Below are 22,094 nucleotides of genomic sequence, written 5' to 3'. Positions count from 1 at the left end.
TCGCCACCCGCTCTGGACGGATACCGCACGACCTGTCCGCCTTGCGGATGATTCGCGCGCTCGACCTCGGGGCGATGTGCCGGTAGTCCATGGCCGATTACCGTCTGCGCTATGGCAATCACCTCCTTGCCGCCGGACCAGACCGCGCGGCCGTGGCATCAGCGGCTGACGCCGTTCCGGCACCGGCCGGGCAATGCCGGTCCGGACGCGATCGACATCGCGATCGTGGTCGGCAGTTTCGCCGCGTTCACCCTGCCCCTGCTGGTTGGCACCGTCAGTGGGATCGGTTCGACGCCCGCCATCGCGATACTCGGCGCCGCCGCGGTCGCGCCACTGCTGGTCCGGCGTCGCTGGCCGCTCGCCGTGCTCATCGCGGTGGCCGCGGTGCTGTGCCTCGCCTCGCTACTCGGCGTTCGATTCACGCCGTGGGTGAGCAATACCGGTCCGGCCTTCGGCGTCGCCGTGCTCACGCTGGCCGACCGGCGCTCGCGTCGCGATTCCTTGCTCGCTACCGGTGCCGCGCTCGTCGCCATCTGCGTCGCCGCGTTGGCCGGTACGCACCTGTATCCCGATCAGGACCAAGACTCCGTGCAGCTACTGATCGCCATCCCCGCTTGGCTGGCAGGCGACATGTTCCGCACCCGACGCGACTACCGGAGCAGTATGGCCGCGCAGCAACGGCATTGGGCCGCCGAGGAGGAACGCCGGATCCGAGCTGAGGAACGGTTGCGAGTGTCGCGCGACGTGCACGATTTGATCTCGCACACTTTGAGCATGGTCGCCGTCCGTTCCGGAGTCGCCCGCCTACTGCTCGACGAGCAGCCGGGCGAGGCACGTCAGGCGCTCGGCGCGATCGAGACGGCCAGCCGGTCCGCGCTGAACGAACTGCGGCGGGTGCTTGCGCAGATCCGCGAACCAGGGTGCGAGCCTGCATCGGACGAACCCGGGCTCGCCGAGATCACCGACCTCGTCGACGGCTTGCACCACGACGGCCTGGTCGTGGAGTACCACGTCACCGGCGAACCGGTCGCGTACCCCGCGCTGCTGCAGACCACGGTCTATCGCATCGTGCAGGAAGCACTCACCAACGTCGTGAAGCACGCGCACACCGCCCGCGCCAGGATCGAGATTCGGCACGCGCCACACGAGCTGGCCGTTTCGGTCACCGACGACGGGCCGGTCGCCGGCTCGCCCGAGCCGCTCGACGCGAGCGGCTCGGGTCTGGGCCTGGTCGGGATGCGTGAACGAGTGTCGTTGTTCGGCGGCCGTTTCGAGGCAGGGCCGCGACCTGAGGGCGGGTTCGCCGTCGACGCGTACTTCCCGATCGATGAGGATGACGATGTCCACTGAGACCGCCGAACCGACCGGCAGCGACCCGATCCGGGTACTGATCGCCGACGACGAAGCACTGGTAAGAGCTGGGTTCCGCGTTCTCGTCGATTCCGCGGCGGACCTCACCGTCCTCGGCGAGGCGAGCAACGGCGGCGAAGCGGTCCGGCTCACCCGCCAGCTGCGACCCGATGTCGTGCTGATGGACATCCGGATGCCGATCATGGACGGCCTGGAGGCGATGCGGCACATCGCGGCGGGCGGCACCGACGGCCCACACGTGCTGATAGTGACGACCTTCGATCAAGACGAGCACGTCTTCCAGGCATTGCGCAGCGGCGCAAGCGGTTTCATCCTCAAAGACTCACCGCCGGAGGAGTTGCTTCGCGCGATCCGGGTGGTCGCCAACGGTGACGCCCTGCTGACGCCGAGCATCACCCGTCGGATGATCAGCGCGTTCGCCCGCCAGCCTTCGGCGCCCTCGTCGCTGCCCGGCGCGGTGGCCGCGCTCACCGACCGCGAGCGAGAAGTCTTGGAGCACATCGCCGCCGGCCGCTCCAACGCTGAAATCGCCGACACGCTCTACGTGAGTGTCGCGACCGTCAAGACCCACGTCGGACGCCTGCTCACCAAACTCGACGTCCGCGACCGCGCCCAATTGGTCGTTCTCGCTTACGAAACCGGCATCGTGGTGCCGGGCAACAACTGATCAGTCCGGCTTAGCGGGTGTTTGGACCGCGATTTCGTCACCCAGTTCGTAGCCGCCGGTCAGCCGCAGTCCGTCGCCGCTCCAAAAGCGGCCCGGGTCATACCAATTGGGGCTGCGGTGCTGGGGCAGCAGCCCCATCGCCTGATAGGTCGCGGCCACGATCTCCGCGCAGTACGCCTGCTCCAGCTCACGGGCGGCCGCCTGGCGTCGCTTGGGCAGGGGCAGGCTTACCCGCCCGCGCAGCCAGCGTCCGGCGAGACCGGCGGTGGAGGGGAAGGGCGTGCCGTCGAGGCGGGCGATGGTGCGCAGCAGGCTGTCTTCCATCTCGCGGGTGGCAGGCAGGTTCAGCTGACGCAACCACGCCTGCTGACCGTAGCGGTGCGCCCACACCAGCACGGCATCGCGCAAATTATGTAGTTGTACGCCGCGGTGCGTGGCGCCGGACCACATGTCGGGCAGCGATCGGCCGAGCTCCGCGTGCCAGATCAGCGCGGGCATGTCGTCGAGCACGACCGACATGCCGACATGGTTCACCGGACTGTTCGTTGTCATCCTGATCGCCCGGTCAGCCGCCGAATGGCCACGGAACAGCCAGATATCGCCCGTTCTCGTGAGCTCGAGCGCTCGGTCGAGATTGATGCTCGTCCCCGTCATAGGCCGTAGCCTATGCGGAATGAGGTGGTGGAAGGCAGTGGGATTGGCGGGGGCGGCCGGGGTGGTGGCTACCGGTGTGGTGGTTGTGCGCGCCGAGCGGCGGCGCCGGGCGTACACCCCGGACCAGGTCCGTGAACAGTTGCACGTCCGATTCGCCCAGGCGACGTCCGCCGGGTCCGTCGAAACCATGGCTCCGGCAGGGCCGGATGGCCGCGGGATCGTTGCCCGCCTTCGCCGGTTGTTCCGGCGCTGACCGTCAGGGCGCTGAACCGGCGCATTCCGCTGCGCGCGGACGATATTCGGTGTTCTGATCGATGCGGGACGCTGAACTCCGGAAGGCAGTGAGGACATGCGCGCAGCGGTGTTGGCGACGGTCGGCGAGATCGCGATAGTGGAACGCGCTGTGCCCGAACCTGGTCCGGCCGAGGTACTGGTCGAGGTCGGGGCGGTCGGGGTATGCGGCTCCGACGTGCACTACTTCGAGCACGGCCGGATCGGCGGGCACGTCGTCGAGCAGCCGCTGGTACTCGGTCACGAAGCGTCCGGTGTGGTGATCGGGCTCGGTGCCAACGCTCGGCGTCATGCTGTCGGGCAACGGGTTTCGCTCGAGCCGGGCGTACCGGACTTCACCTGCGGTCAATGCCGGGCGGGCCGCTACAACCTGTGCCCGAATATGCGATTCTTCGGCACCCCGCCGATCGATGGCGCGTTCTGCGAATACGTGGTGCTGCACGAGGAATTCGCGCATCCGGTGCCGGATTCGCTGACCGACGAGGCGGCCGCGCTGCTCGAGCCGCTGTCGGTGGGTGTCTGGGCGTGCCGGAAGGGACGCGTGCGCCCGGGCGATCGGGTGCTGGTGAACGGCGCGGGACCGATCGGGCTCGTCTCCGCGCAGACCGCGCTGGCATTCGGCGCGGCGGAGGTGGTGATCACCGATGTGAACCCGCGGCGGCTGGCCGTGGCGACCGAATTGGGGTGCACGCGAGCGGTGGACGTCGGCGTCACCGAGCTCGGCGCGCTGGGGTTCGAGCCGAATGTCCTGTTGGAATGTTCCGGGCAGCCTGCCGCGATCGGCGCCGCGATCCGCACCGTGGCCAGGGCAGGACGGGTGGTGCTCATCGGCATGGGCGGCGACGATGTGCCGTTGCCGCTGCCTTATCTACAGGAACATGAGCTGGAGCTGACCGGCACATTCCGCTACGCCAACACCTGGCCGACCGCGATCGAGCTGGCGGCCAGCGGCCGGGTCGACCTCGACCGCCTGGTGACCGGCCGGTTCGGTCTGGATCAGGTGACCGCGGCGTTGACGAGCGTCCGCGTCGACCCGAGCTCGATCAAGCCGATCGTGCGGCCCGGCAGCTGACTATCCATCCGGATCCGTTGCTGCGCTGTCCCCACCGCAGCCGCACACCATCTGATATCCGCACGCGTGTCAGCGCGGCAAGTCGTAGTGCGGGAAATCAGAAGTTGTGCGGCTGTTATTGCAGCGACCGGGGCACCAGACCGACCTCGAACATCATGACCCGCAACATTTCACCGCATGCCACATTTCAGGGCATGCCAATCAACAGTGCGCGTCGGCGAACACCTCTAGAGTCGAGACCGGCCGGGGTGCCTCCGGCGACTACCGAAGGGGTACGTATGTCTATGACTGTCAACTCCGAACGTCTTGCGCGCTGTGCCGCGCTCGCCTCGGTGGTCGGCGCGGCATTACTCATCGGTGCGGGGACGGCCGCCGCCGACGAGTGGCCCTCGGACAACGGCGGCGCCCTGTCGGTGTACGAGACGAAGGACTTCGCCGTCCCGAGCGATCCCGACTACTGGAATCCGTTCTCCGACCGGCACCGGCTGAGCTCACCGTTCGGCACCAGCACCCGCATCGTCTGCACCAGCTTCCACGGTGTTCAGCAGGACTGCTGGCAAGCCGACCTGGACGGTAACCCGCACAAGCTGAACAAGGCCCCGCTAGACGTGCCGTGGGCCGGTTCCGCTCAGACGGGACGTTTCGGCCCGAACCATGACGTCTACCCGGGCTGAGTCCGCCCCGCTTTCTTACTTCGTTTTGTCATCGGTCTGGCGTTGATTTGCCGACGGCTGCGCAAGATCGACGGCGAACACTCGGTGATTGCCGCCGGGTGTGCCGACGACAAGAGGAGTTCGGAAGATGCGCGCTGTAGCCGCGATCGTGCTCGCCCTGATAGTGCCCGCGGCCGGGCTAGTGTGGGCGCTCGACAGGGAAACGACGGCGCCGCCCAGTTCGGTGGTATCGACTCCGGCGACCCAATTGCCCGCGCCCACTGGTTCTTTCACGGTCGGCCGCAATGTGCTGCACCTCGTCGACGCGGCGCGGCAGGATCCGTGGACACCGACGCAACCCCGCGAGCTGCTGGTCAGCATGTACTACCCGGCGCAGCAGGGCGAGGGAGTCCGCGCGCCGTACGCGACCGACGAGGAGAGCCGGTTGCTGATCGAGGGCGCGGGATTGACAGGCGTTCCAGTGCAGGCGCTCAGTAAGGCCGGTACGCATGCCGTGGTGGATGCCGCGCCGGTCGACGGCTCTTATCCGCTGGTGGTGCTGTCACCCGGCTTCACCGCGGCCCGCTTCACCCTCACCGCGGTGAGCGAGGAACTCGCCAGCCGAGGCTATGTGGTGGCCGCGGTCGATCACGCCGGTGAGTCGTTCGGGACCGAGTTTCCCGGCGGTCGGATGTCCACGTGCGTGGCGTGCGAGCGCATCGGCGAGGATGGCGCGCTCACGCTGATGGCCGAGACCAGGGCACGCGATACGTCCTTCCTACTCGACCGTCTCACCGGCCCCGCCCCGATCTGGCCGCACGCCCGCCTCATCGATGCCACGCGGATCGGCATGGCGGGCCACTCGATCGGCGGGGCGAGCGCGGCCGCGGCGATGGCGATCGACGCGCGAGTGCGCGCGGGCGTGAACATGGATGGATCGTTCCAAGTGTCGGCCGACGGGCTCGGCGAGCGGCCGTTCCTGCTGCTCGGCGTCGATGGCCAGACCAGTCCCGGCGGCGGGGATCCGTCCTGGGATGCGGCGTGGACTCGACTGCACGGATGGAAGCGGTGGATGACTGTCGTTGGCGCGGAGCACGATTCGTTCGCCGACACCGGCACGCTCGCCGAACAGGCCGGTGCGCCGGGCAAGACCGCACTGCCTGGCGATCGAGCGGCTGATATCACGCGCACCTATGTCGCGGCGTTCTTCGATCAGCACCTGCGCGACATCGCGCGCCCGTCGCTGGACGATCTGGCCCACGCCTTCCCCGAGGTACGGTCCAACAATCAGTGAATAGGGGTGGGCGGTACCGGGCAGTTGTAATAGGCCGCCGGTATCACCGATAGTCAGGGCATGAAACGAATACTCGCATGCGTAGGTATCGGTGCCGCCGCTCTGATGTTCGCTGCTCCGATCGCCGCTGCCGACCCCGACGCCGACGCGGTGCTCGCCAACCGGCACGACTGGTCCGGTGAGTTCATGTCTCAGAACAATCTGCGGCTGTCGTCGCGGATCGTGATCAGCCCGTACGGCACCAGCCGTCCGATCATGTGCAGCGGCGGTGACGGGCACTACTCGCTGTTCCCGTACGACTGCACCCAGAACGACGACAACGGCGTGCCGCACCAGCTGGACCGCGTCATCGCGCTAGGTGGCGGTGGGGTCTGGCTCTATCGCTGATTAATCGCACAGAAAAGGTTCCGCCTGCCCCGCAGGCGGAACCTTCATTCTGTCGGCTGTCGATCGGGTCGGTCCGCATCGCGAAGATCGCCCGGCAGCAGGCTGAACAGCATCGTGTCGCGCCGTCCACCTTGAAAGCGCATGTACGAGCGCATGATTCCCTCGAGGAAGAAGCCGGAGCGCGCCGCCACCCGCTGTGACGCGAAGTTGTCGGGGGCGCAGGTCAGTTCCAGGCGGGCGATGCCGAGCACGTCGAATGCCCACTGCGAAAGCAGGCGAACGGTTCTCGTTGCCGCGCCGCGGCCACGGGCCTGCGGGGCGAGCCAGTAGCCGACGCCCGCACGCCGCTGGTCGAGATTGATGTCGTACACCGAACATCCGCCCCACACCTGGTCCAGCGCGGCGGCATCGACGATGGCGAGGCTGAGTTTCTCGCCGCGGGCCCGCTCGCGCTCCTCCTGTTCGACGTGCTCGCGAAGGCGCGCCTCGGTGACCGGCTCGCCGGTCGACCACGTAAAGCGCTCGAACTCCGGGTCGGCGTAGCCCGCGAGCCGTTGATCGAGGTCGGCGGTCTGCCAAAGGCGTAGCGCGACAACATCATCGGTTAGCGGCGGATCGGGCACCGGTAGTACTGGCATGTTAGCCACGCTAACCGACGCACGCAGGGAATCGCGTGCCCCTTGCACACAATGTGCTCGGAGCCGATTCACTCGGCGGCTCGGGTGCGGAACGACCACAGGTAGACCGGAAGGTGGCGACCGTCGAGTTCGACGTCGAAGCCGGTCGGATCGAAGTGTTCGTAGCCACTCAGCCGGGGCACCTTCACCGAGTCGGCGGCGGTGGCCGCATCGATGTGCCAGAGCTGGGGTTCCGCGGATGGTCCACCGACCAGGACGATATCGATCATCTGTGACACCGTGCTCACCTGTCTTGCTGTCTGCCGAGAACGTCGGGGGATCCCAACTACTCCGGGACACTAGGCGCGCGCCCAGTGGCAATGAAGGCGGTGTTCCGCGCCATGGAACGTCACTCGAATGGTCGTGCCCGGCCTCGTGCCGGACCGGGTTTTCGATCATGGAACCGGGCCTCAGCTGCGGCGAAGGCCTTTGCACGGTGTACGTGCAAAGGCCGCTGCGGCAGTGCCGCCGCGCGTCGCCGCTGACGTAGGGTGCGTATTCGCGGGCTCGGGGAAGAGGGCTTCGTAAGGGAGTTGAAATGATGCTTGAGTCATCCGACGCCGACGATCTGGTGAGTCGAGCGGCTCGCGTGCTGGATCTGCTGGGGGACCAGCCGACTCCGGTCGCGCTGTCGAACATCGCCCGCGGGGCAGGCATCCCGAAGACCACGGTGTGGCGGCTGCTCAAGATCCTCAGCGCCAACGGCCTGGTCGAGCGGCAAGAGGTCGGCTACATCGTCGGACCACGGCTGGTGCACATCGCGGCGCTGCCCGAGGACCACGAGCTGCTGCGCGCGTCGGCGATACCGTTCCTCGTAGATCTGCACGTGCGCACCGGGGCGATGGTTTCGCTCGGCGTGCTTTCTGGTTCGGAGGTGCGCTACCTGGAACGGATTTACGGCCACCTGGCGGCGCGAACGCCGTCTTACGGCCGTACCTTCGCACCGGCGCACTGCACCGCGATCGGCAAGATCCTGTTGGCTTACGCGCACGATCGCCCGTTCGAGCTGGCCCCGCCGGGCGCGCTTGCCGCGGTCACCCCGCGGTCGATCACCGACATCGATGAACTGAGCGCGCAGCTCGACGCGGCGCGCAGCATCGGAATCGCCGTCAATGACGGGGAATTCGTGCGCGGTGTCCGCTGTGTCGCGAGCCCGGTGCTGGACCGGCAGCGGCATCAGCCGATCGCGGCGGTGGCCATCGGCGACGCGACGTCGAGTCTGGACGTGGAACGCGCGAGCATGCAGATCCGGCAGACCGCCTTCGCCGTATCGGTCGCGGTCCGGGCCGCGGCGCACGCCAGGCACGCGTCGTCCCGGCAAGAGGACATGAGCCGCACGTGCTGAGGGATGGGATGAACCGCCTACGCCGCCAGCGAGTTGTCACGCAGATGTGCCACCGATCCGGACACATGTTCACCTGATCGTGGCCTCGTCGCTCCATCCTGGATGGAGACAGGCAAGCCGCGGCGTGCCGACTTCGATACCCGCTGTAGTCGGCGGCGGACCGGCAGGCGAAAGTTACAGCCAAGAGAACACCCACTGCTAGCAGGATGCGTAGGCGCCCCGTGGTAACAGGAAGATCTACCGGCTCGGCGGCACCGAGATCCGCCGCCGCGACGAGTACGGTCGCGGACGTGTTGGACTACATGGATCCAGGCGGGCCGGACGCCGCGCAATCGACATCGACGGCGCAGACCCGCACGCCGAAGCGCGGCAGCGAGTACGCGGTGCTGTTGCGGCGGGTGCGGGACGCGGGACTGCTCGACCGGCAGCTGCGGTACTACCTCGGCAAGAGTGTTCTCATCGGTGGCGCGTTCGTGGCAGGCTGGGCCGCGTTCTGCTGGCTCGGTGACTCGTGGTGGACGCTGGTCCCCGCGGTGTTCCTGGCGGCGGTGTTCGCTCAGATCGCTTTCCTCGGCCACGACGCCGGGCATCGGCAGATCTTCGGCACCCGGCGAGCCAACTACCTGTACGGGGTGATCGCGGGCAACCTCGGGATCGGGCTGAGCATCGGCTGGTGGACCAGCAATCACAACCGGCATCACGCACACCCGAACACCGAGGGCGCCGACCCCGACATCATGGGCATCCTCGCGCACTCCGGCGATCGGGCAAAGACCGGTAAAGGCTTCCGGCGCTTCATCTTCCGCCACCAGGGCTGGCTGTTCTTTCCGATGCTGCTGCTCGAGGCGGGCAGTTTGCACTTCTCCAGTGTGCGGGCGGTGCTGCGCTGGTCGATTCCGAATCGGGTCTGGGAGGGTGTGCTGCTCGCCGCGCACGCCGCAGGCTATCTCGCCGCGGTGTTCCTGATTCTCTCGCCGGCCAAAGCGGTGGCGTTCATCGTGGTGCAGCAGGGCCTGTTCGGGTTCTACATGGGTTGCACCTTCGCGCCGAACCACAAGGGAATGGCGGTGCTTGCCGAGGACGACGCCACCGATTTCCTGCGCCGCCAGGTGCTCACCTCCCGCAACGTCCGGGGCAGTTTGCTGGTCGATACCGCGATGGGCGGCCTCAACTACCAGATCGAACATCACCTCTTCCCGTCCATGCCGCGGGTCAACCTGCGCCGAGCGCAGCCGATGGTGGCGCAGTTCTGCGGCGAGATCGGGGTGCCCTATTGCGAGACAGGACTTTTCGACTCCTACGCGCAGGCGCTTGGGCACCTGCACACCGTCGGCCAAGCGACCCGGACCGCAGGCTCGGTGAATCAGACTGAGGCATAACCACCTACCGACCTGACCGGGACTTCGCCGACCCGTCACCGATTCGAAATCCGCACGTCAACGCGAATACTCCGCACGTACTTTCGAACAGGCTGGCGCTGGACGGACTTTCTGGGGACACTGATCCCATCTGCGGGGAAGTTCCCGACGACGACTTGAAGTATCCACCTGAAGAAAAGACAGTCATCGGCGCTCAAACGGACACCGAGCGCCTTCGCCGACCGGGCAATGCCCGGCAGTGAACACGGAGTACACGATGTTATCGCGATGGAAGAACACCGCCGCTTGCGCGGCAGCGATGGTCACGGCCGCGCTACCGGTCGGCGTCGCGTCGACCGCACAGGCCGCCCCGCAGGATTGCCCCGGAATGTATGTCGTAGCGGTGCCCGGTACCTGGGAGACCTCGAATACCGATCCAGGCAAGGGCATGCTCGCCGCGGTCGCCGACAACTTGCCGGGCAACGTCCGGACCGACTACGTCGTGTACGCGGCGACCGCGTTCCCATGGGAAGGCGACGTCTACGGCCGTTCCAAGGGGGAGGCGATCGAACACGCGCGCGGCTTGGTCGCCACGATGGCGCAGCATTGTGACAACACCCGATTCGCGCTGCTCGGTTACAGCCAGGGCGCGGACGCTGCCGGTGATCTTGCCGCGGAGATCGGCACCGGGCTCGGCGTTGTCTCGCCCAATCGCGTTGCGCTGGTCGGTCTCATCTCCGATCCGCGTCGCTCGCCCACCGACACCCTGATCGGCCCGCCCGTCGCCGGTGCGGGCGCGGGTGGCCCGCGGATCGGCGGCTTCGGCTGGCTCAGCCCGGAGACCTACACCTTCTGTGCCGCGGGCGACCTGTACTGCGCGACCCCGGACGGTGACTTCGCCGCCCGCTTCGCCGGGCTGTTCGCCCAGATTTCCAACCCGAATCCCGCCCTGTTCGGTAATTACCAGCAGCAGGCGAACGCTCTCATCGCTGACGCTCTCGCCGCGGGCGGTCTCGGCCTGCTGGCCGACCAACTGAACAACTCGGCGTACGAAGAGCGCAAGCGCCAGGTCGACGACTTCTTGAAGTCCGGGATTCACCAGAGCTACCCCGGCTATGCCATCGGCGGCGGTGCCACCCCGCTCACCTGGCTGCGCCAGCGCCTGATCGACGCGAGTCGCTGAGCGAAGCGCGGTCCGGCGGCGAACAGCGGCCGGACCGCGGCGTACTCAGTGGCTACGAACGATCTCGCAGAGCGCGGCCACCTCAGCGGGATCGGAGTCGAAGTGATCGAAGCCTTGGGGGACACCAACTCCCGCGAACAACGCCGCGCTGTTCGCGGCACCGGACACCGGCGTGCGGACCGCCGCGTGCAGATCCGAGACCCCGGTCGCTTCGATCGCCTGAACGGCATTCGATGGCCGGACTCCACCGCACGCCATCACCTCGATCGCACCGCCGGCGTGCAGCACCAAATCTTTGATCACCGGCGCCCCATCCAGCACGGACCGTTGCCGCCCTGACGTGAGCACGCGAGTGAAGCCGAACGAAATCGCCTGATCCAGGGCATGCCGCGAAGACGCACTGACGTCGATCGCCCGATGAAACGTGATGTCCATGTGCTCCGCCGCGTCCACAAACGCCGCACACACCGGATCGAGCGCACCGGCCGCATCGAGCGCACCAACCACCACCCCGTCCGCCCCCGCAGCCCGAGCCGCCTGAATATCGCGGACCATCACGGATACCTCATCGGCCGAGTACTGAAAGTCCCCCGACCGCGGCCGAACCAACACGTGCACTTGGGTATTCAAGGTCAGCGCCACCGCACGCTCGATCAGCGCCGCGCTAGGCGTCACCCCGCCATCCGACAACCCACTACACAACTCGACCCGATCCGCCCCCGCCCCCTCCGCAACCCGCACCCCACCAACCGACTCAACACAGATCTCTACGCGCACACCAGCGAGTATCCCCCAAACGCACCGGCCGATCTCACAGCCCCCGCACACCTCTCACCAGGGCCCAGGTGCCTGTGGGAGGTGTGCAGGATCTGTGAATCCTCAGGTATACCAAGAGGATTCACTACTCGGCACGGCGTGGGCGCTGACGTTCGGGGGAGTTGATAGGTTGAGGGGGCGCGGGGATGCGCGTATGTCGAGGGGTTGGGGAGCGAATGCGTGGGCTGGTAGTCGAGCAGATCGTGGATCGCCTGGTGGCGAGCCGGTTACCGCATCCGGTGCGGGTGGCGGTGGACGGGATCACCGCTGCCGGAAAGACCACGTGGGCGCGCGAAATCATTGACGGCGTCGGCCGCCGCGGACGGCAGGGGATCCATATCAGTATGGATGGGTTTCACCATCTCCGAGAGCACCGGTACCGGCAGGGGCGTGGGTCCGCGGTGGGCTACTACGAGGACGCGTACGACTTCGATTCTTTCGCCCGCGAGGTGCTGATTCCCCTTGGGCCGGAGGGTGATCGCCGATATCGGACGCGAATTATGGATCTCGCCACCAACTTGCCTGTACAAGACACTTTGATGACAGCGCAACCCGACGCGGTGTTGGTCGTCGACGGTAGCTTTCTGCAGCGCGACCTGCGTGGCCTATGGGATGTCGTAGTATTCGTCGACACCAGCTTCGAGATGGCCCGAGACCGTGGAACACAGAGGGACGCAACGCTGTTCGGCGGTGTCGACAAAGCGGCCGCGGCATTCGACGAGCGCTATCACGTCGCGAGCCGAATGTACCTCGAGCAAGTCCAACCGGCGCGGCAGGCGGACATAGTGATCGACAACAACGATCTGTCCCGGCCGCGGTTGACCGCGTTCGGCGCCTAACCTTCGACAAGTTTCGGGTTGCGGGTGAAGCGCACGGTGTCGTGCCATCGGTTGCCGATCACGTCGAGCAGCGTAAAGCCTTCCGGCTCAACGAGTTCGCGCAGCTCGGCCACGCTCAGGCGGTCTGGGTCGGGGAAGTGCTCGAAGAACGCGAGTTGGCCGCCGGGCTTGAGTGTGCGGCCAAGCGAGCGGATGCAGGCGGATTTGTCCGGGACCTCGCCGATCACGGCGGCCAGGAACGCGACGTCGAAGGTGTTGTCCGGGAACGGCAGGCCCGAGCTGGCGTCACCGCTGTGGAATCCGACGTTATCGCAGCCGGCGGCCGCGAGTTTGCGGCGGGCCTTGTCGAGCATTTGCGGCTGGAGGTCGAACAGTTCGAGTCTGCCGTCGGTGAGTTCGTGGGCGATTTCGAGACTGTAGAAACCGGGACCGGGCCCGAGCTCGAGGACCTGGTCTGTAGGAGTCAGTTCGAGATGGTCGACGGTGTCGCGCGGATTCGTGAAGAGTCGTCGAACCGGGTTGTCGAGTAGGAACGCGGCCTGGTGCGGATAGGGAAAATCGCCCGCCCGCCGCGTTTGCCGGAGCAGAGTGTCCAGCCAGGTAGTCGTCACGTGCACCTCCAAGGATGTAGTAAGGGTTACCTTACTTCGCGGAAGCTCGTTCCGCTACAGCGTCGATGGGCACTCGGTCGCCCGCCCTTGACCGCCCGATACCGCTACGGCCGCAAGGCTTTAGGCTGGGCTCCACCGATGGCGACCGCCGAACTCAACCCGTTCACCACCCGGTCAAGATCGACCGCTGAGCTGATTCGGTGCGACTAACGCGGGATGACTGGTCTTGGTCAGCCGAACTCCTCCTATCCATGCCATGAGTGCCACAGTGCGGCATAGGTGCCGTCGCGCGCGACAAGGTCGGCGTGGGTGCCGAGTTCGATGATGCGGCCCGCGTCCATCACCGCGACTCGATCCGCATCGTGTGCCGTCTGTAGTCGGTGTGCGATCGCGATCACTGTGCGGCCTTCGAGGACAACGGCCAGTGCTCGCTCGGTGTTTCGTGCCGACGTCGGGTTCATTTGCGCGGTGGCTTCGTCGAGAACGATGGTGTGCGGGTCGGCGAGAACGACGCGGGCCAGCGAAAGGTGTTGTGCCTGGGCGCCATCGAGGCGGTACTCGGTGCCTTCCAGCGTGGTGTCGAGTCCTTTCGGCAGTTCGTCGGCCCAATCGGCACCTACCGCGGTGAGCGCGGCGCGTAACTGAACATCGGTGGCCGCGGGCCTGGCGATGAGCAGGTTGGCGCGAACGGTGTCGTGGAATACGTGCTGTTCCTGCGTGACCAGGACAACGTGGTGGCGCAGGCTATCCGGGTCGATTCCCGAAATCGGCACGCCACCAAGGTGTATCGATCCGGTTCGCGGCGCATCGACTCCCGCGAGCAGCCGAGCCAGTGTGGACTTGCCCGCGCCCGAAGTGCCGACGATGGCGAGTCGCTCGCCCGGTCGGATCTCGAGGTCGACGCCGTGCAACACGTCGCCGCGGTCGTAGGCGTACCGCACCCCGGCGAGATGGAGCCGGTTGTCCGCGGGCTCCGCCGAGCTGGCCGGTTTCGCGGTCGGCGCCGACGCGAGACCTTCCAATCTCGCGTACGACGCGATCGCGGTCTGCACGCCGTCCACCCACAACATGACCGTGTTCAACGGGTCGACCAGTTGCCGCAAGTACAGGGCGGCCGCGACGATGGTGCCGAGGCCGACAGCTCCTCGACTGTGCAGCGCACCGCCGATCAGCAGCACCGCGACCAGCGGTAGGACATACGAGACCTCCAGGGACGGAAACAACACCGTCCGCAGCCGCAGGGTCGCCAGTCGCGCGGCGCGGGCCGTGGTTATCGCGGAAGCGGTTGTCGCACTGTGCCGTTCGGCGAGGCCGAGCGCCTCGATCGTCCGCGCCCCGGCCGCGCTGGTCGCGATGAGTTCGGCGAGCTGGGAGTCGCTCGCGGCCGCGGCGAGATAGGCGGGCCGGGATCTGCGCAAATACCAGCGCAATACCACGGTGGCCACGAGCAGGCAGCTGAGACTCGACAGACCGAGAAGCGGGTCGAGCGCCAGCACCGCGCCGATAATGAACACGGCCTGGATGGCGGCGACCACAACGTCCGGCACGGCCGTCCGGAGCATGGTCGCGATGGTCGGCGCGTCGGTCGTGCCCCGCGCGATCAGGTCGCCGCCCGAGACGCGTTCGACGAGCGCGGCGGGAAGGGCGAGGACGCGACCAAGGAACCGTTCGCGAATACGTGCGGCGGCACGCGCACCGAACCGGTAGCCGACGTATCGGGCGTAGCGAGTGAGCACGATCTGCGCGATCGTGCAGGCGAGGATCGCGAGAGCCAGTCGGTCCACCGTGCTGGTCACCGTGTGCGTCGGCGACTTGCTGACCGCGTCCACGATCTTGCCGAGCAACCAGGGACTGGCCAGACCGGCTGCCACCGCGAGCGCATTGAGCAGCAGGACCGCGGTGAATGCCGCTCTGTCCCTACCGATGTCGTGCACCGCGGCCCGGCGGATCTGTGCGGCGCCCGCGACGGGGAGTGGGGTCGTCATCGGGGTACGCCCTCGTCGGCGTCGCGCGATACGAGGGCGCGGTAGCCGGGCTCGGTACGCAGCAGCTCGTGGTGGGCACCTGTCGCCGCGACGACGCCGTCGACCAGGTAGACCACGGTGTCCGCATGGTCGAGGACGAGCGGGGAGGTGGTGCTGACAGCCGTTGTTCGACCACGTCGGGCGTCGCGCAGCCGGGTCGCGATGGTGGCCTCGGTGTGCGCGTCCACGGCCGAGGTCGGTTCCACTGCCAGCAGTATCTCGGGGTCCGCGTAGACGGCACGAGCGAGCCGAAGCCGTTGGCGTTGCCCACCGGACAGATTGTGCCCTCGCGCAGTGATCGTCGCGGCGAGACCGCCGGGCATGGCATCGACCACGTCCGCTGCCACCGCGGTGTGCAGTGCGTCGAGTATCCGAGCGTCGTCGGGCTCGTGGCGGCCGGCGATGACGTCCCGGACACTTCCGGTGAACAGGTGGGCGTCGTTGTCCGCCACCAGGATTCGACTTCTGAGCTGCTCGGCGGAAACGGCGTCGAGTCGAATGCCACCCCACGTGACGTCCGATTTGGTGAATCCGCCGAGCCGATCGATCACCGCCGCGCTGTCGGCGGGACGTTCGCTGACCAGCGCGGTCGACAGGCCGGGCCGCACTTCGACGCCGGAGACGGGATCCCGCAGCATCGACGCCGCAGCCGGGGCATCGACGGCGTCGGTGGGGCTTTCCGGAGAGATCGACAGCAATTGCGTTACTCGCCGGGCGGCAACCCGGGCACGGGCGATATCACCCGCGCCCTCGATGAAGAACGACACGGGAACGACCAATATGGCGGTGTACCCGTACACGGCGACCAGCCCGCCGACGCTGATCGACCCCTCGGCCGCCATCCGTGCGCCCAGCCAGGTGACGACCGCGAGAAAGGCCGCGGGCAGCCCGATGGCGAGCGCGTCGACCCAGCTGGTGACGACGCCGACCCGGTATCCCTGGGTGACGAGAGTCTGCGAATCACGGTGGTATCGAGCGGCATACACGGATTTGCCGCCGAGGCCGTTCAGCACCTGCAGACCGTTGAGCACATCGACAAGCCGGGTGGTCAGCGTGCCCTGCTGCGCGCGGTGACCGGCACCGGCCCGCTCGATCCGGTGCAGCAACGGTCCGACGGTGAGCGCCAGGGTCGGTACGCCGGCCAGCACCACCACCGCGAGAAGCGGTGAGATGGAGAACATCACGACGGCGATGACGACGTATCCGACCGCCGCGCCGATACCGGGGCCGGTCACGGTCAGCGACTGCGCGATCACCTGCACGTCACCGCTACCGATCGCCACGATTTCGCCGGTGCTGATGCGGCGCGACAGGTCGGCGCCGAGCCGTACACAATGCTCGACGGTGGTCGACACCGTCCGGAAAGACGCCTCCATGCGTATCTTCGACATGGTTCTATGGCGGGCAATGCTCAGCGCCGCGTTGACGACGCCGATACCGAACAACGCCGCTACCCAGCCGGTGAGCGCCGCGAGGTCGTTCTCGGCCAGACCGTCGTCGATGGCGCGTGAGAGTAGATAGGGCGGAATGGTGAGCGCCACCATCCACAGGGTGCCCAGGGTTGCCCCGAGCAGCACCCGGCGGGGTTGGCTGATCACCAGCCAGAGCAGGAATCGGTTGGGGCTGGACCTTTCTCGTGGTCCGGGCGGATCAGCGATCAGGGGCACTCGTTCACGATAGGTGGCGATTGTCGTGCAAGGGTGGGATCGCGTCCCGGGGGTCGGCGATCACAACGGTGTTGCCGCCCAATTGCTTTGCCCGGTACATGGCCGAGTCGGAGCTGCGGAACACCTGTCGCGGTGTGGTCACGGAGTGCTGTTCGCCATCGCGGTCGGGCTCGAATTCCGCCGCCCCGACGCTGGCGGTGATCGTGCTCGGCAGGCCGGGGATCGTTTCGACCGCGTGCCGCAGGCGCTCCGCGACGGCACCGATGTCCGCGCCGTGCAGATGTCCGACAACCATGAACTCCTCGCCGCCGGTGCGCACCACGATGGCGCCGGGTAGTGCCGCGGCCCGCAGCCGGTCGGCCGTGCGCACCAGCACCTCGTCGCCGAACGAATGCCCGAAGGTGTCGTTGACCGTTTTGAACCGATCGAGATCGAGCGTCACCACGTAGACGCCTTCGCGGCGGCGGCGTCCGAAGAAGCGCGGCAGGTGCGAGTCGAGGCCGCGGCGGTTCAGCAGCTTGGTCAGCGGATCCGACAGCGCGTCCACCCGCAGCAGCCAGCTACAGAACTGCGTGACGGGCAGCACCACGCCGGCCACCGCGACGATCACCAGGACGACCACGACGCCAAGCGCGACGTCGCCTTTCCCGTGCCCATTGCTGCTCGGCACGCCGAGCACCATCATTGCCGCAAGCGCGAGAATCGACAGCGCCGACCAGCCGAGATGCAGCGCGAGGATCTGCGGGCCGTGGAAGATCGTGACGTATCCACCGGTGGTCACCAGCAGCACGCAGCCCATCGCGCCGAGGAGGCGATCCTGGATCATCACATTGTTGACGGTGATGGCGATATCGACGCCCGCCACCCAGAGCAGCGACTCGAGTTCGCTCGGCCACGGCAACGACCACCAGCGCAAGGTCCACACGCTCGCCATCGCGACTACAAGGATGGCCTGCGCGTGTCCGATGGTGTTGCTCTGACCCGCCTGCGAGATCAGCGCCAGCACGGTGATCAACCCCATGACGATGCCGCCCGCACCGACCATCAGCTTCAATGGTCCGAGCGCGGAGTGGGATTCGAGCGTTTCGATCAGCCATCGGTAATCGACTCGGTATCGCCACCAGGCGCGCACCATCGATCGACTGCTTGTCACCGATCCACCGCCTCCGGCTGGCAATCTCCGGTCTGTTGAGTACCGCCTGGCAAAACCTGGTTCTCCGCGAAGTTTAGCGGCAACTGTCAGTAGCCGGGAGTTTGCCTGCGAGGTATCAATGTGACGAGGGCCACGCCGTATCGCTCGGTTCGAACCACTGCGGGATCACGTCACGGACGAAGGAGCTGATGCATTCGGCGGTCGGACCGGACAGAATCTCGCCGACGAAGTAGATGCCGTGCTGGCCCTGGATGCCCGATACCCGATCGAACCAGCCGTCGCGAACCGCGGCCGCGCTCGGGTAGGCGGGCCATTCGGCGATCGTCTCGGCGACCAGTTCGGGGTCGGCGAACAGGAACAGGCTTTCCTTGGCGAGCGACCAGGCCTGTGCGTCCGATATCGAAGTGTCGGAGTTGCTGAAGCAGACCCAGTACGGCCCCGGATGTTGTTTATTGGCCGCGGTGATGCGGTGCATCGCCTGCTCGGGATCGGAGTCGGTGTAGCTGCCGTAAGGATCGATTACCCAGAAGCCAAGGGGTTCAACGGCATTAGGCCGACGCGGGTAGGCGAGGAGTTCTTCACGCACCCGAACGAGATAGCTACGTGTCCACGCGCGCGGGCAGTGCTGTTCGGCGAACAGGTCGTGAATGTCCCCCTCGGGGAACATCTCTCGGATCTGCGCGGGCCGCGCGGTCACGATCACACGCGAATAGATCGCGCTGCGCTGCTCGCCGTGCACGGTGTAGGCGACTCGAACCCCTTCCGGCCCAATGGGTTCGATGCCGGTCACCTGGCTGTCGACGGCAACTGTGAGCCGGTGGTCATCGGCAATCCGGCGCAGGAAACTGATGAACCCCGCCTGGAAGCTCAAGCTGACCGGTTGACGGGAACCCAGCTGCGCGAGCAGCGACTGCGGCATCCTGGCGAGCAACGACTGCTTCTCGGCCGGATACAGCGACAGGAACAGCTTGGCCAGCTGCGAAACGTGCCCGTTGATGTGCGCGTTGATATTGATGATGGTTTCGGCGGGCTGGCGCGGACGGCGCATATTGGCGTAGATCGTCAGCCCCTGCAGCACCTCGCCGACCAGGGGTGCGTGGCGCGCGCGATATGTCTCCCAGGTCTCGCCGGGGACGCGATCGAACGCTAATCCACTCTGTCCAGGCGCGTGCCTGTTCCTGGCCGCCTGTTCGATGAGGTTCCAGGCCTCGACCAGCTGATCGATCAGCTGCTCGGCGGTCATGCTCTGCAACAGCGGCACGAAATGCGGTGGCACGCCGAGCTGCGGTTTGCCGGAGTCGGATCGGCCGACGAAGTACAGCGCCTCGGTCTTCGTCGGCACCGGATGATTGCGCAGCAGTTCGTCGATGGCGGTGCCGGCCATATCCGCGCCGAACGACTGCTGGATCACCAGATGCGACTGGAAATCGTAGACGTCACCGTCGACGTCGACGTCGACGGTCTGGCAGTAGCCGCCGAACCGCGGGGCCGCCTCGAGAATGTCGATGTTCGCGAAGCCGAGCTCGCGCAGCTTCGCGGCGGTCAGGATGCCGCTCTGGCCGGCGCCGACGACGCAGATGGGTGCCGAGAGATCCATAGGGACTCCTACGGGGTGGGCAAAGACAAGGCCCGTAGGCGGTGAAATGCGGGGGATCAGCACTCAACTCGCTCATGACGGGTCCTCGGCGGGGGGATAGTCATGAGTATGCGGCACCGGCGGTGCCCGGTTCAGCGGTTTCAGCTGCTGATCAGCCGGGCTGTCGTGTCGACCAGTCGATCGATATCTTCGTCGTTGTTGTAGCCGTGCGGGGAGATGCGCAGCCCGCCCGCACGTGCGGACACCGCGATACCTTCGGCCTGTAATTGCTTGGCGAGCAAGGGGATCGGCGGACCATCGAGGTGCACCGCGACGATACCGGAACGTCCCTCGGCCGAGCGGTCCGACAGTACAGTCGCGCCGATCGAGGTGAGGCCCGCGCACGCCAGATCGCACAGGCGATCGACATGGGACCAGATCGCCGGGATGCCCGCCTCGTGCAGCAGCTCGATCGAGGCGCCGAGCGCTGCTATCCCGGTCACGTTCGGCATGCCACCCTCCAAACGCCTTGCGGTGTCGTCGAATACCAGCTCGAGGTTGTCCCAGTCCTCGCGATGCGCCACCGAATTCCAGCCGGGTTCCAGCGGCCGCAGCAACTCCAGCCGCGAACCCCGCACGTACAACACGCCGCAGCCTTCCGGGCCGAGCAGCCACTTGTGCCCGTCGGCCATCGCGAAATCGACGCCCCAGCGCGCCAATTCGGCCGGAAGCACGCCGAGTCCCTGAATCACGTCCGCGCACAACAGGGTGCCGACCTCCCGGCACGCCCGCCCCAGCTCCGCCAGGTCGACCCGCCAGCCGCGGCCGAACTGCACCCAGCTGGTGACGACCAGCTTCGGCGGTGGCCCATCCTGCATCCGGTCGATGAACGCGTCGACGCTGAGCCGCCCGCCCGGTCCCGCCGGCCGCACCCGATCGACCAGCACGCCCCGATCTGCCAACGCCAGCCACGGATACAGCGTGGACGGGAATTCCAGATCCGGCACGATCACCCGGTCGCCGGAAGCCCAGTCGAGACCGTTGGCGATCATCCCGAGCCCGGTCGTGGTGTTCTTGACGAACGCGACATCGGCCGACGGCACCCCCATCAGCCGTGCGGCCGACGAACGCACCCGCTCGACCTCGGCACTGTGCGTCGCGTAGGTGAACTCGCCATCCAGCGAAACTTCGGTCGCCCGCCGGACCATCGCATCGACCGACGGCTGCGGCAGCGGGCTGATTCCGGCGTGGTTGAGGTATGCCCACCGGCGTGCGGCCGGAAAGTGTTCACGGGCAAGGGGAGTGGTGTCCACGGGCCCGATCGTTACGGTCATCTCATCGTCTCCAATCAAGCGGACAGCATGTCCATTTCCAACTTCCTGAAGGCTACGGCCTAACCGGTCGCCATGTCCACTTAGATTCCGGGATGGGCTCATGTTCTACGTTGAGCTCGGGTGATCTTCGCCTCGGTCGACGGCGTCGTCGCGGTGCCGGTGGCCCGCGCCCGGGTCGGCGGACGTTATCGTCGGTTGTGGCTGAAATGGTGGGTTCGGGGTTGGTCGGGTGCTGATCGGTCTGGTAGCCGCGCTGCTCGCGTGCGTGGGATATGGGGTGGCGTCGGTGCTGCAGGCGTATGCCGCGCGCCGGTCGGCCGCGGTGGCGGAGGCGCGCGGCGCCGGTGGGCAGTTGACCGAAACCGGGGCGCCGACGGTAGCTTCCACGGTCGCGGCGGTGTTGACGGTGTGGTTCATCGTCGGCAGCGTGCTCGATGTGGTGGGGTTCGTCGGGAACGCGGTGTCAGCGCGACTGATTCCACTGTTCCTGTCCCAGACCATCATGAGTGCCAACCTGATCATCACCGCGGTGCTCGGCATCTTCGTGCTCGGCATCAGGCTGCACCTGCGGGACTGGGTGGCGATCTGTGCGGTGATCCTCGCGCTGGCCGCGCTGGGTGCGGCCGCGGGGCATGAGGGTGGCGGTAGCGACAACCCGGTCATGCACTGGGGTGTACTGATCGCGTCGGTGGTGTTGTTCGGTGTCAGTCAGCTCGTTGTGCGGAGACTAGGGTCGAGGGGCGCGGTCGCGGCGGGTTTGGCCGCCGGAATGTTGTTCGGGGCCTTGGCTATCGCGGTGCGCATAGTGCAGGGGATCGATCCGTTGGACGTGCCGACACTGCTCGCCGACCCGGCCGCCTGGACGATCGCGATCGCCGGTATCGGCGGCTTCTACTTGCATACCGTTGCGCTGCAACTCGGTTCGGTGAACGGGGCGACCGCGGCGCTGGTGGTCGGTGAGACGGTCATTCCGGGAATCGTCGGCGTGCTGGTGCTCGGCGACACGTCGCGACCGGGACTCGGCTGGCTGGCCGGGCTCGGCTTCGTCCTCGCCATCGGCGGTGCGGTAGCGGTCGCGGTGTTCGGCAACCTATCGCAACTCGAGCACGCTGATGCGTAGGG

At 66.9% G+C, this 22,094-nt stretch carries 22 protein-coding genes; 12 read left to right on the top strand and 10 right to left on the bottom strand.

What is annotated here, in order from left to right:
- The first annotated feature begins 111 nt into the window (after positions 1-111).
- Positions 112-1,350 carry a sensor histidine kinase gene (locus ACIA8C_RS07815; protein ID WP_397132096.1) on the top strand — a complete coding sequence of 413 codons (1,239 nt, stop codon included), beginning with the start codon at positions 112-114 and terminating at the stop codon, positions 1,348-1,350.
- A complete protein-coding gene (locus tag ACIA8C_RS07810; protein WP_396996576.1) occupies positions 1,340-2,038 on the top strand; it encodes a response regulator in 699 nt (232 codons plus the stop codon). The genes ACIA8C_RS07815 and ACIA8C_RS07810 overlap by 11 nt, the downstream gene beginning before the upstream one ends.
- Here ACIA8C_RS07810 and ACIA8C_RS07805 read toward each other — a convergent pair whose 3' ends face one another.
- The gene (locus ACIA8C_RS07805) at positions 2,039-2,692 is read right to left on the bottom strand and encodes a hypothetical protein (RefSeq protein ID WP_397132094.1); all 654 of its coding nucleotides are present in this window, start codon (positions 2,690-2,692) and stop codon (positions 2,039-2,041) included.
- Positions 2,693-2,711: 19 nt separating this feature from the next.
- On the opposite strand from ACIA8C_RS07805, the gene ACIA8C_RS07800 reads away from it, so the two are divergent.
- The 5 genes from ACIA8C_RS07800 to ACIA8C_RS07780 all read left to right on the top strand — a co-directional run bounded on the left by ACIA8C_RS07800 (position 2,712) and on the right by ACIA8C_RS07780 (position 6,389).
- Positions 2,712-2,945 carry a hypothetical protein gene (locus ACIA8C_RS07800; RefSeq protein WP_397132092.1) on the top strand — a complete coding sequence of 78 codons (234 nt, stop codon included), beginning with the start codon at positions 2,712-2,714 and terminating at the stop codon, positions 2,943-2,945.
- Between the two features lie 96 nt (positions 2,946-3,041).
- Positions 3,042-4,055 carry an NAD(P)-dependent alcohol dehydrogenase gene (locus ACIA8C_RS07795; RefSeq protein WP_397132090.1) on the top strand — a complete coding sequence of 338 codons (1,014 nt, stop codon included), beginning with the start codon at positions 3,042-3,044 and terminating at the stop codon, positions 4,053-4,055.
- A 278-nt stretch (positions 4,056-4,333) separates the two neighbouring features.
- Positions 4,334-4,729: a hypothetical protein gene (locus tag ACIA8C_RS07790; protein ID WP_397132088.1), complete on the top strand. Its 396-nt coding sequence runs from the start codon at positions 4,334-4,336 to the stop codon at positions 4,727-4,729.
- Positions 4,730-4,856: 127 nt separating this feature from the next.
- The gene (locus tag ACIA8C_RS07785) at positions 4,857-6,002 is read left to right on the top strand and encodes an alpha/beta hydrolase family protein (protein WP_397132086.1); all 1,146 of its coding nucleotides are present in this window, start codon (positions 4,857-4,859) and stop codon (positions 6,000-6,002) included.
- A 60-nt stretch (positions 6,003-6,062) separates the two neighbouring features.
- Complete coding sequence (locus ACIA8C_RS07780) at positions 6,063-6,389, top strand: hypothetical protein (protein WP_396996583.1); 327 nt, start codon at positions 6,063-6,065, stop codon at positions 6,387-6,389.
- Between the two features lie 44 nt (positions 6,390-6,433).
- Here the strand turns inward: ACIA8C_RS07780 and ACIA8C_RS07775 are convergent, their stop codons facing one another.
- Together ACIA8C_RS07775 and ACIA8C_RS07770 are read right to left on the bottom strand one after the other, a co-directional pair.
- Positions 6,434-7,027, bottom strand: a complete 594-nt coding sequence (locus ACIA8C_RS07775) for a GNAT family N-acetyltransferase (protein ID WP_397132084.1) — start codon at positions 7,025-7,027, stop codon at positions 6,434-6,436.
- Positions 7,028-7,095: 68 nt separating this feature from the next.
- Complete coding sequence (locus tag ACIA8C_RS07770; RefSeq protein ID WP_397132082.1) at positions 7,096-7,296, bottom strand: DUF5988 family protein; 201 nt, start codon at positions 7,294-7,296, stop codon at positions 7,096-7,098.
- Positions 7,297-7,604: 308 nt separating this feature from the next.
- Between ACIA8C_RS07770 and ACIA8C_RS07765 the strand changes: the two genes are divergently transcribed.
- From ACIA8C_RS07765 to ACIA8C_RS07755, 3 genes are all read left to right on the top strand, one after another.
- Complete coding sequence (locus ACIA8C_RS07765) at positions 7,605-8,411, top strand: IclR family transcriptional regulator (protein ID WP_397132080.1); 807 nt, start codon at positions 7,605-7,607, stop codon at positions 8,409-8,411.
- Positions 8,412-8,701: 290 nt separating this feature from the next.
- Positions 8,702-9,790: a fatty acid desaturase family protein gene (locus tag ACIA8C_RS07760; protein WP_397132078.1), complete on the top strand. Its 1,089-nt coding sequence runs from the start codon at positions 8,702-8,704 to the stop codon at positions 9,788-9,790.
- 256 nt (positions 9,791-10,046) lie between these two features.
- Entirely contained in the window at positions 10,047-10,952 is a 906-nt protein-coding gene (locus tag ACIA8C_RS07755) for a cutinase family protein (protein ID WP_397132076.1), read from the top strand.
- 45 nt (positions 10,953-10,997) lie between these two features.
- Here ACIA8C_RS07755 and ACIA8C_RS07750 read toward each other — a convergent pair whose 3' ends face one another.
- On the bottom strand, positions 10,998-11,729 hold the full coding sequence (locus ACIA8C_RS07750) for a copper homeostasis protein CutC (RefSeq protein ID WP_397132074.1): 732 nt from the start codon (positions 11,727-11,729) through the stop codon (positions 10,998-11,000).
- A gap of 215 nt (positions 11,730-11,944) precedes the next feature.
- Between ACIA8C_RS07750 and ACIA8C_RS07745 the strand changes: the two genes are divergently transcribed.
- Positions 11,945-12,607 carry a hypothetical protein gene (locus ACIA8C_RS07745; RefSeq protein WP_397132072.1) on the top strand — a complete coding sequence of 221 codons (663 nt, stop codon included), beginning with the start codon at positions 11,945-11,947 and terminating at the stop codon, positions 12,605-12,607.
- Here the strand turns inward: ACIA8C_RS07745 and ACIA8C_RS07740 are convergent.
- The 6 genes from ACIA8C_RS07740 to ACIA8C_RS07715 all read right to left on the bottom strand — a co-directional run bounded on the left by ACIA8C_RS07740 (position 12,604) and on the right by ACIA8C_RS07715 (position 20,972).
- Complete coding sequence (locus ACIA8C_RS07740; protein ID WP_397132811.1) at positions 12,604-13,203, bottom strand: class I SAM-dependent methyltransferase; 600 nt, start codon at positions 13,201-13,203, stop codon at positions 12,604-12,606. The genes ACIA8C_RS07745 and ACIA8C_RS07740 overlap by 4 nt on opposite strands.
- A 260-nt stretch (positions 13,204-13,463) precedes the next feature.
- A complete protein-coding gene (locus tag ACIA8C_RS07735) occupies positions 13,464-15,203 on the bottom strand; it encodes an ABC transporter ATP-binding protein (protein ID WP_397132070.1) in 1,740 nt (579 codons plus the stop codon).
- The gene (locus ACIA8C_RS07730) at positions 15,200-16,909 is read right to left on the bottom strand and encodes an ABC transporter ATP-binding protein (protein WP_397132067.1); all 1,710 of its coding nucleotides are present in this window, start codon (positions 16,907-16,909) and stop codon (positions 15,200-15,202) included. The genes ACIA8C_RS07735 and ACIA8C_RS07730 overlap by 4 nt, the downstream gene beginning before the upstream one ends.
- 4 nt (positions 16,910-16,913) lie before the next feature.
- On the bottom strand, positions 16,914-18,062 hold the full coding sequence (locus tag ACIA8C_RS07725) for a diguanylate cyclase domain-containing protein (RefSeq protein WP_397132065.1): 1,149 nt from the start codon (positions 18,060-18,062) through the stop codon (positions 16,914-16,916).
- Positions 18,063-18,177: 115 nt separating this feature from the next.
- Positions 18,178-19,659: an FAD-dependent oxidoreductase gene (locus ACIA8C_RS07720; protein ID WP_397132063.1), complete on the bottom strand. Its 1,482-nt coding sequence runs from the start codon at positions 19,657-19,659 to the stop codon at positions 18,178-18,180.
- Positions 19,660-19,799: 140 nt separating this feature from the next.
- Complete coding sequence (locus ACIA8C_RS07715; protein WP_397132061.1) at positions 19,800-20,972, bottom strand: aminotransferase class V-fold PLP-dependent enzyme; 1,173 nt, start codon at positions 20,970-20,972, stop codon at positions 19,800-19,802.
- A gap of 229 nt (positions 20,973-21,201) precedes the next feature.
- Between ACIA8C_RS07715 and ACIA8C_RS07710 the strand changes: the two genes are divergently transcribed.
- On the top strand, positions 21,202-22,092 hold the full coding sequence (locus ACIA8C_RS07710) for a hypothetical protein (protein WP_397132059.1): 891 nt from the start codon (positions 21,202-21,204) through the stop codon (positions 22,090-22,092).
- Positions 22,093-22,094: the final 2 nt, after the last annotated feature.

Origin of the sequence: Nocardia sp. NPDC051321, assembly GCF_044455225.1 — a bacterium.
Lineage (GTDB): Bacteria > Actinomycetota > Actinomycetes > Mycobacteriales > Mycobacteriaceae > Nocardia.
This window is presented reverse-complemented; position numbering and strand designations above follow the sequence as displayed.

Coding starts and splice junctions, on each gene's coding strand:
- ACIA8C_RS07815 (WP_397132096.1), top strand. CDS start 112: ATGGCAATCACCTCCTTGCCGCCGGACCAGACCGCGCGGCCGTGGCAT.
- ACIA8C_RS07810 (WP_396996576.1), top strand. CDS start 1,340: ATGTCCACTGAGACCGCCGAACCGACCGGCAGCGACCCGATCCGGGTA.
- ACIA8C_RS07805 (WP_397132094.1), bottom strand. CDS start 2,692: ATGACGGGGACGAGCATCAATCTCGACCGAGCGCTCGAGCTCACGAGA.
- ACIA8C_RS07800 (WP_397132092.1), top strand. CDS start 2,712: ATGAGGTGGTGGAAGGCAGTGGGATTGGCGGGGGCGGCCGGGGTGGTG.
- ACIA8C_RS07795 (WP_397132090.1), top strand. CDS start 3,042: ATGCGCGCAGCGGTGTTGGCGACGGTCGGCGAGATCGCGATAGTGGAA.
- ACIA8C_RS07790 (WP_397132088.1), top strand. CDS start 4,334: ATGTCTATGACTGTCAACTCCGAACGTCTTGCGCGCTGTGCCGCGCTC.
- ACIA8C_RS07785 (WP_397132086.1), top strand. CDS start 4,857: ATGCGCGCTGTAGCCGCGATCGTGCTCGCCCTGATAGTGCCCGCGGCC.
- ACIA8C_RS07780 (WP_396996583.1), top strand. CDS start 6,063: ATGAAACGAATACTCGCATGCGTAGGTATCGGTGCCGCCGCTCTGATG.
- ACIA8C_RS07775 (WP_397132084.1), bottom strand. CDS start 7,027: ATGCCAGTACTACCGGTGCCCGATCCGCCGCTAACCGATGATGTTGTC.
- ACIA8C_RS07770 (WP_397132082.1), bottom strand. CDS start 7,296: ATGATCGATATCGTCCTGGTCGGTGGACCATCCGCGGAACCCCAGCTC.
- ACIA8C_RS07765 (WP_397132080.1), top strand. CDS start 7,605: ATGATGCTTGAGTCATCCGACGCCGACGATCTGGTGAGTCGAGCGGCT.
- ACIA8C_RS07755 (WP_397132076.1), top strand. CDS start 10,047: ATGTTATCGCGATGGAAGAACACCGCCGCTTGCGCGGCAGCGATGGTC.
- ACIA8C_RS07745 (WP_397132072.1), top strand. CDS start 11,945: ATGCGTGGGCTGGTAGTCGAGCAGATCGTGGATCGCCTGGTGGCGAGC.
- ACIA8C_RS07735 (WP_397132070.1), bottom strand. CDS start 15,203: ATGACGACCCCACTCCCCGTCGCGGGCGCCGCACAGATCCGCCGGGCC.
- ACIA8C_RS07720 (WP_397132063.1), bottom strand. CDS start 19,659: ATGGATCTCTCGGCACCCATCTGCGTCGTCGGCGCCGGCCAGAGCGGC.
- ACIA8C_RS07715 (WP_397132061.1), bottom strand. CDS start 20,972: ATGACCGTAACGATCGGGCCCGTGGACACCACTCCCCTTGCCCGTGAA.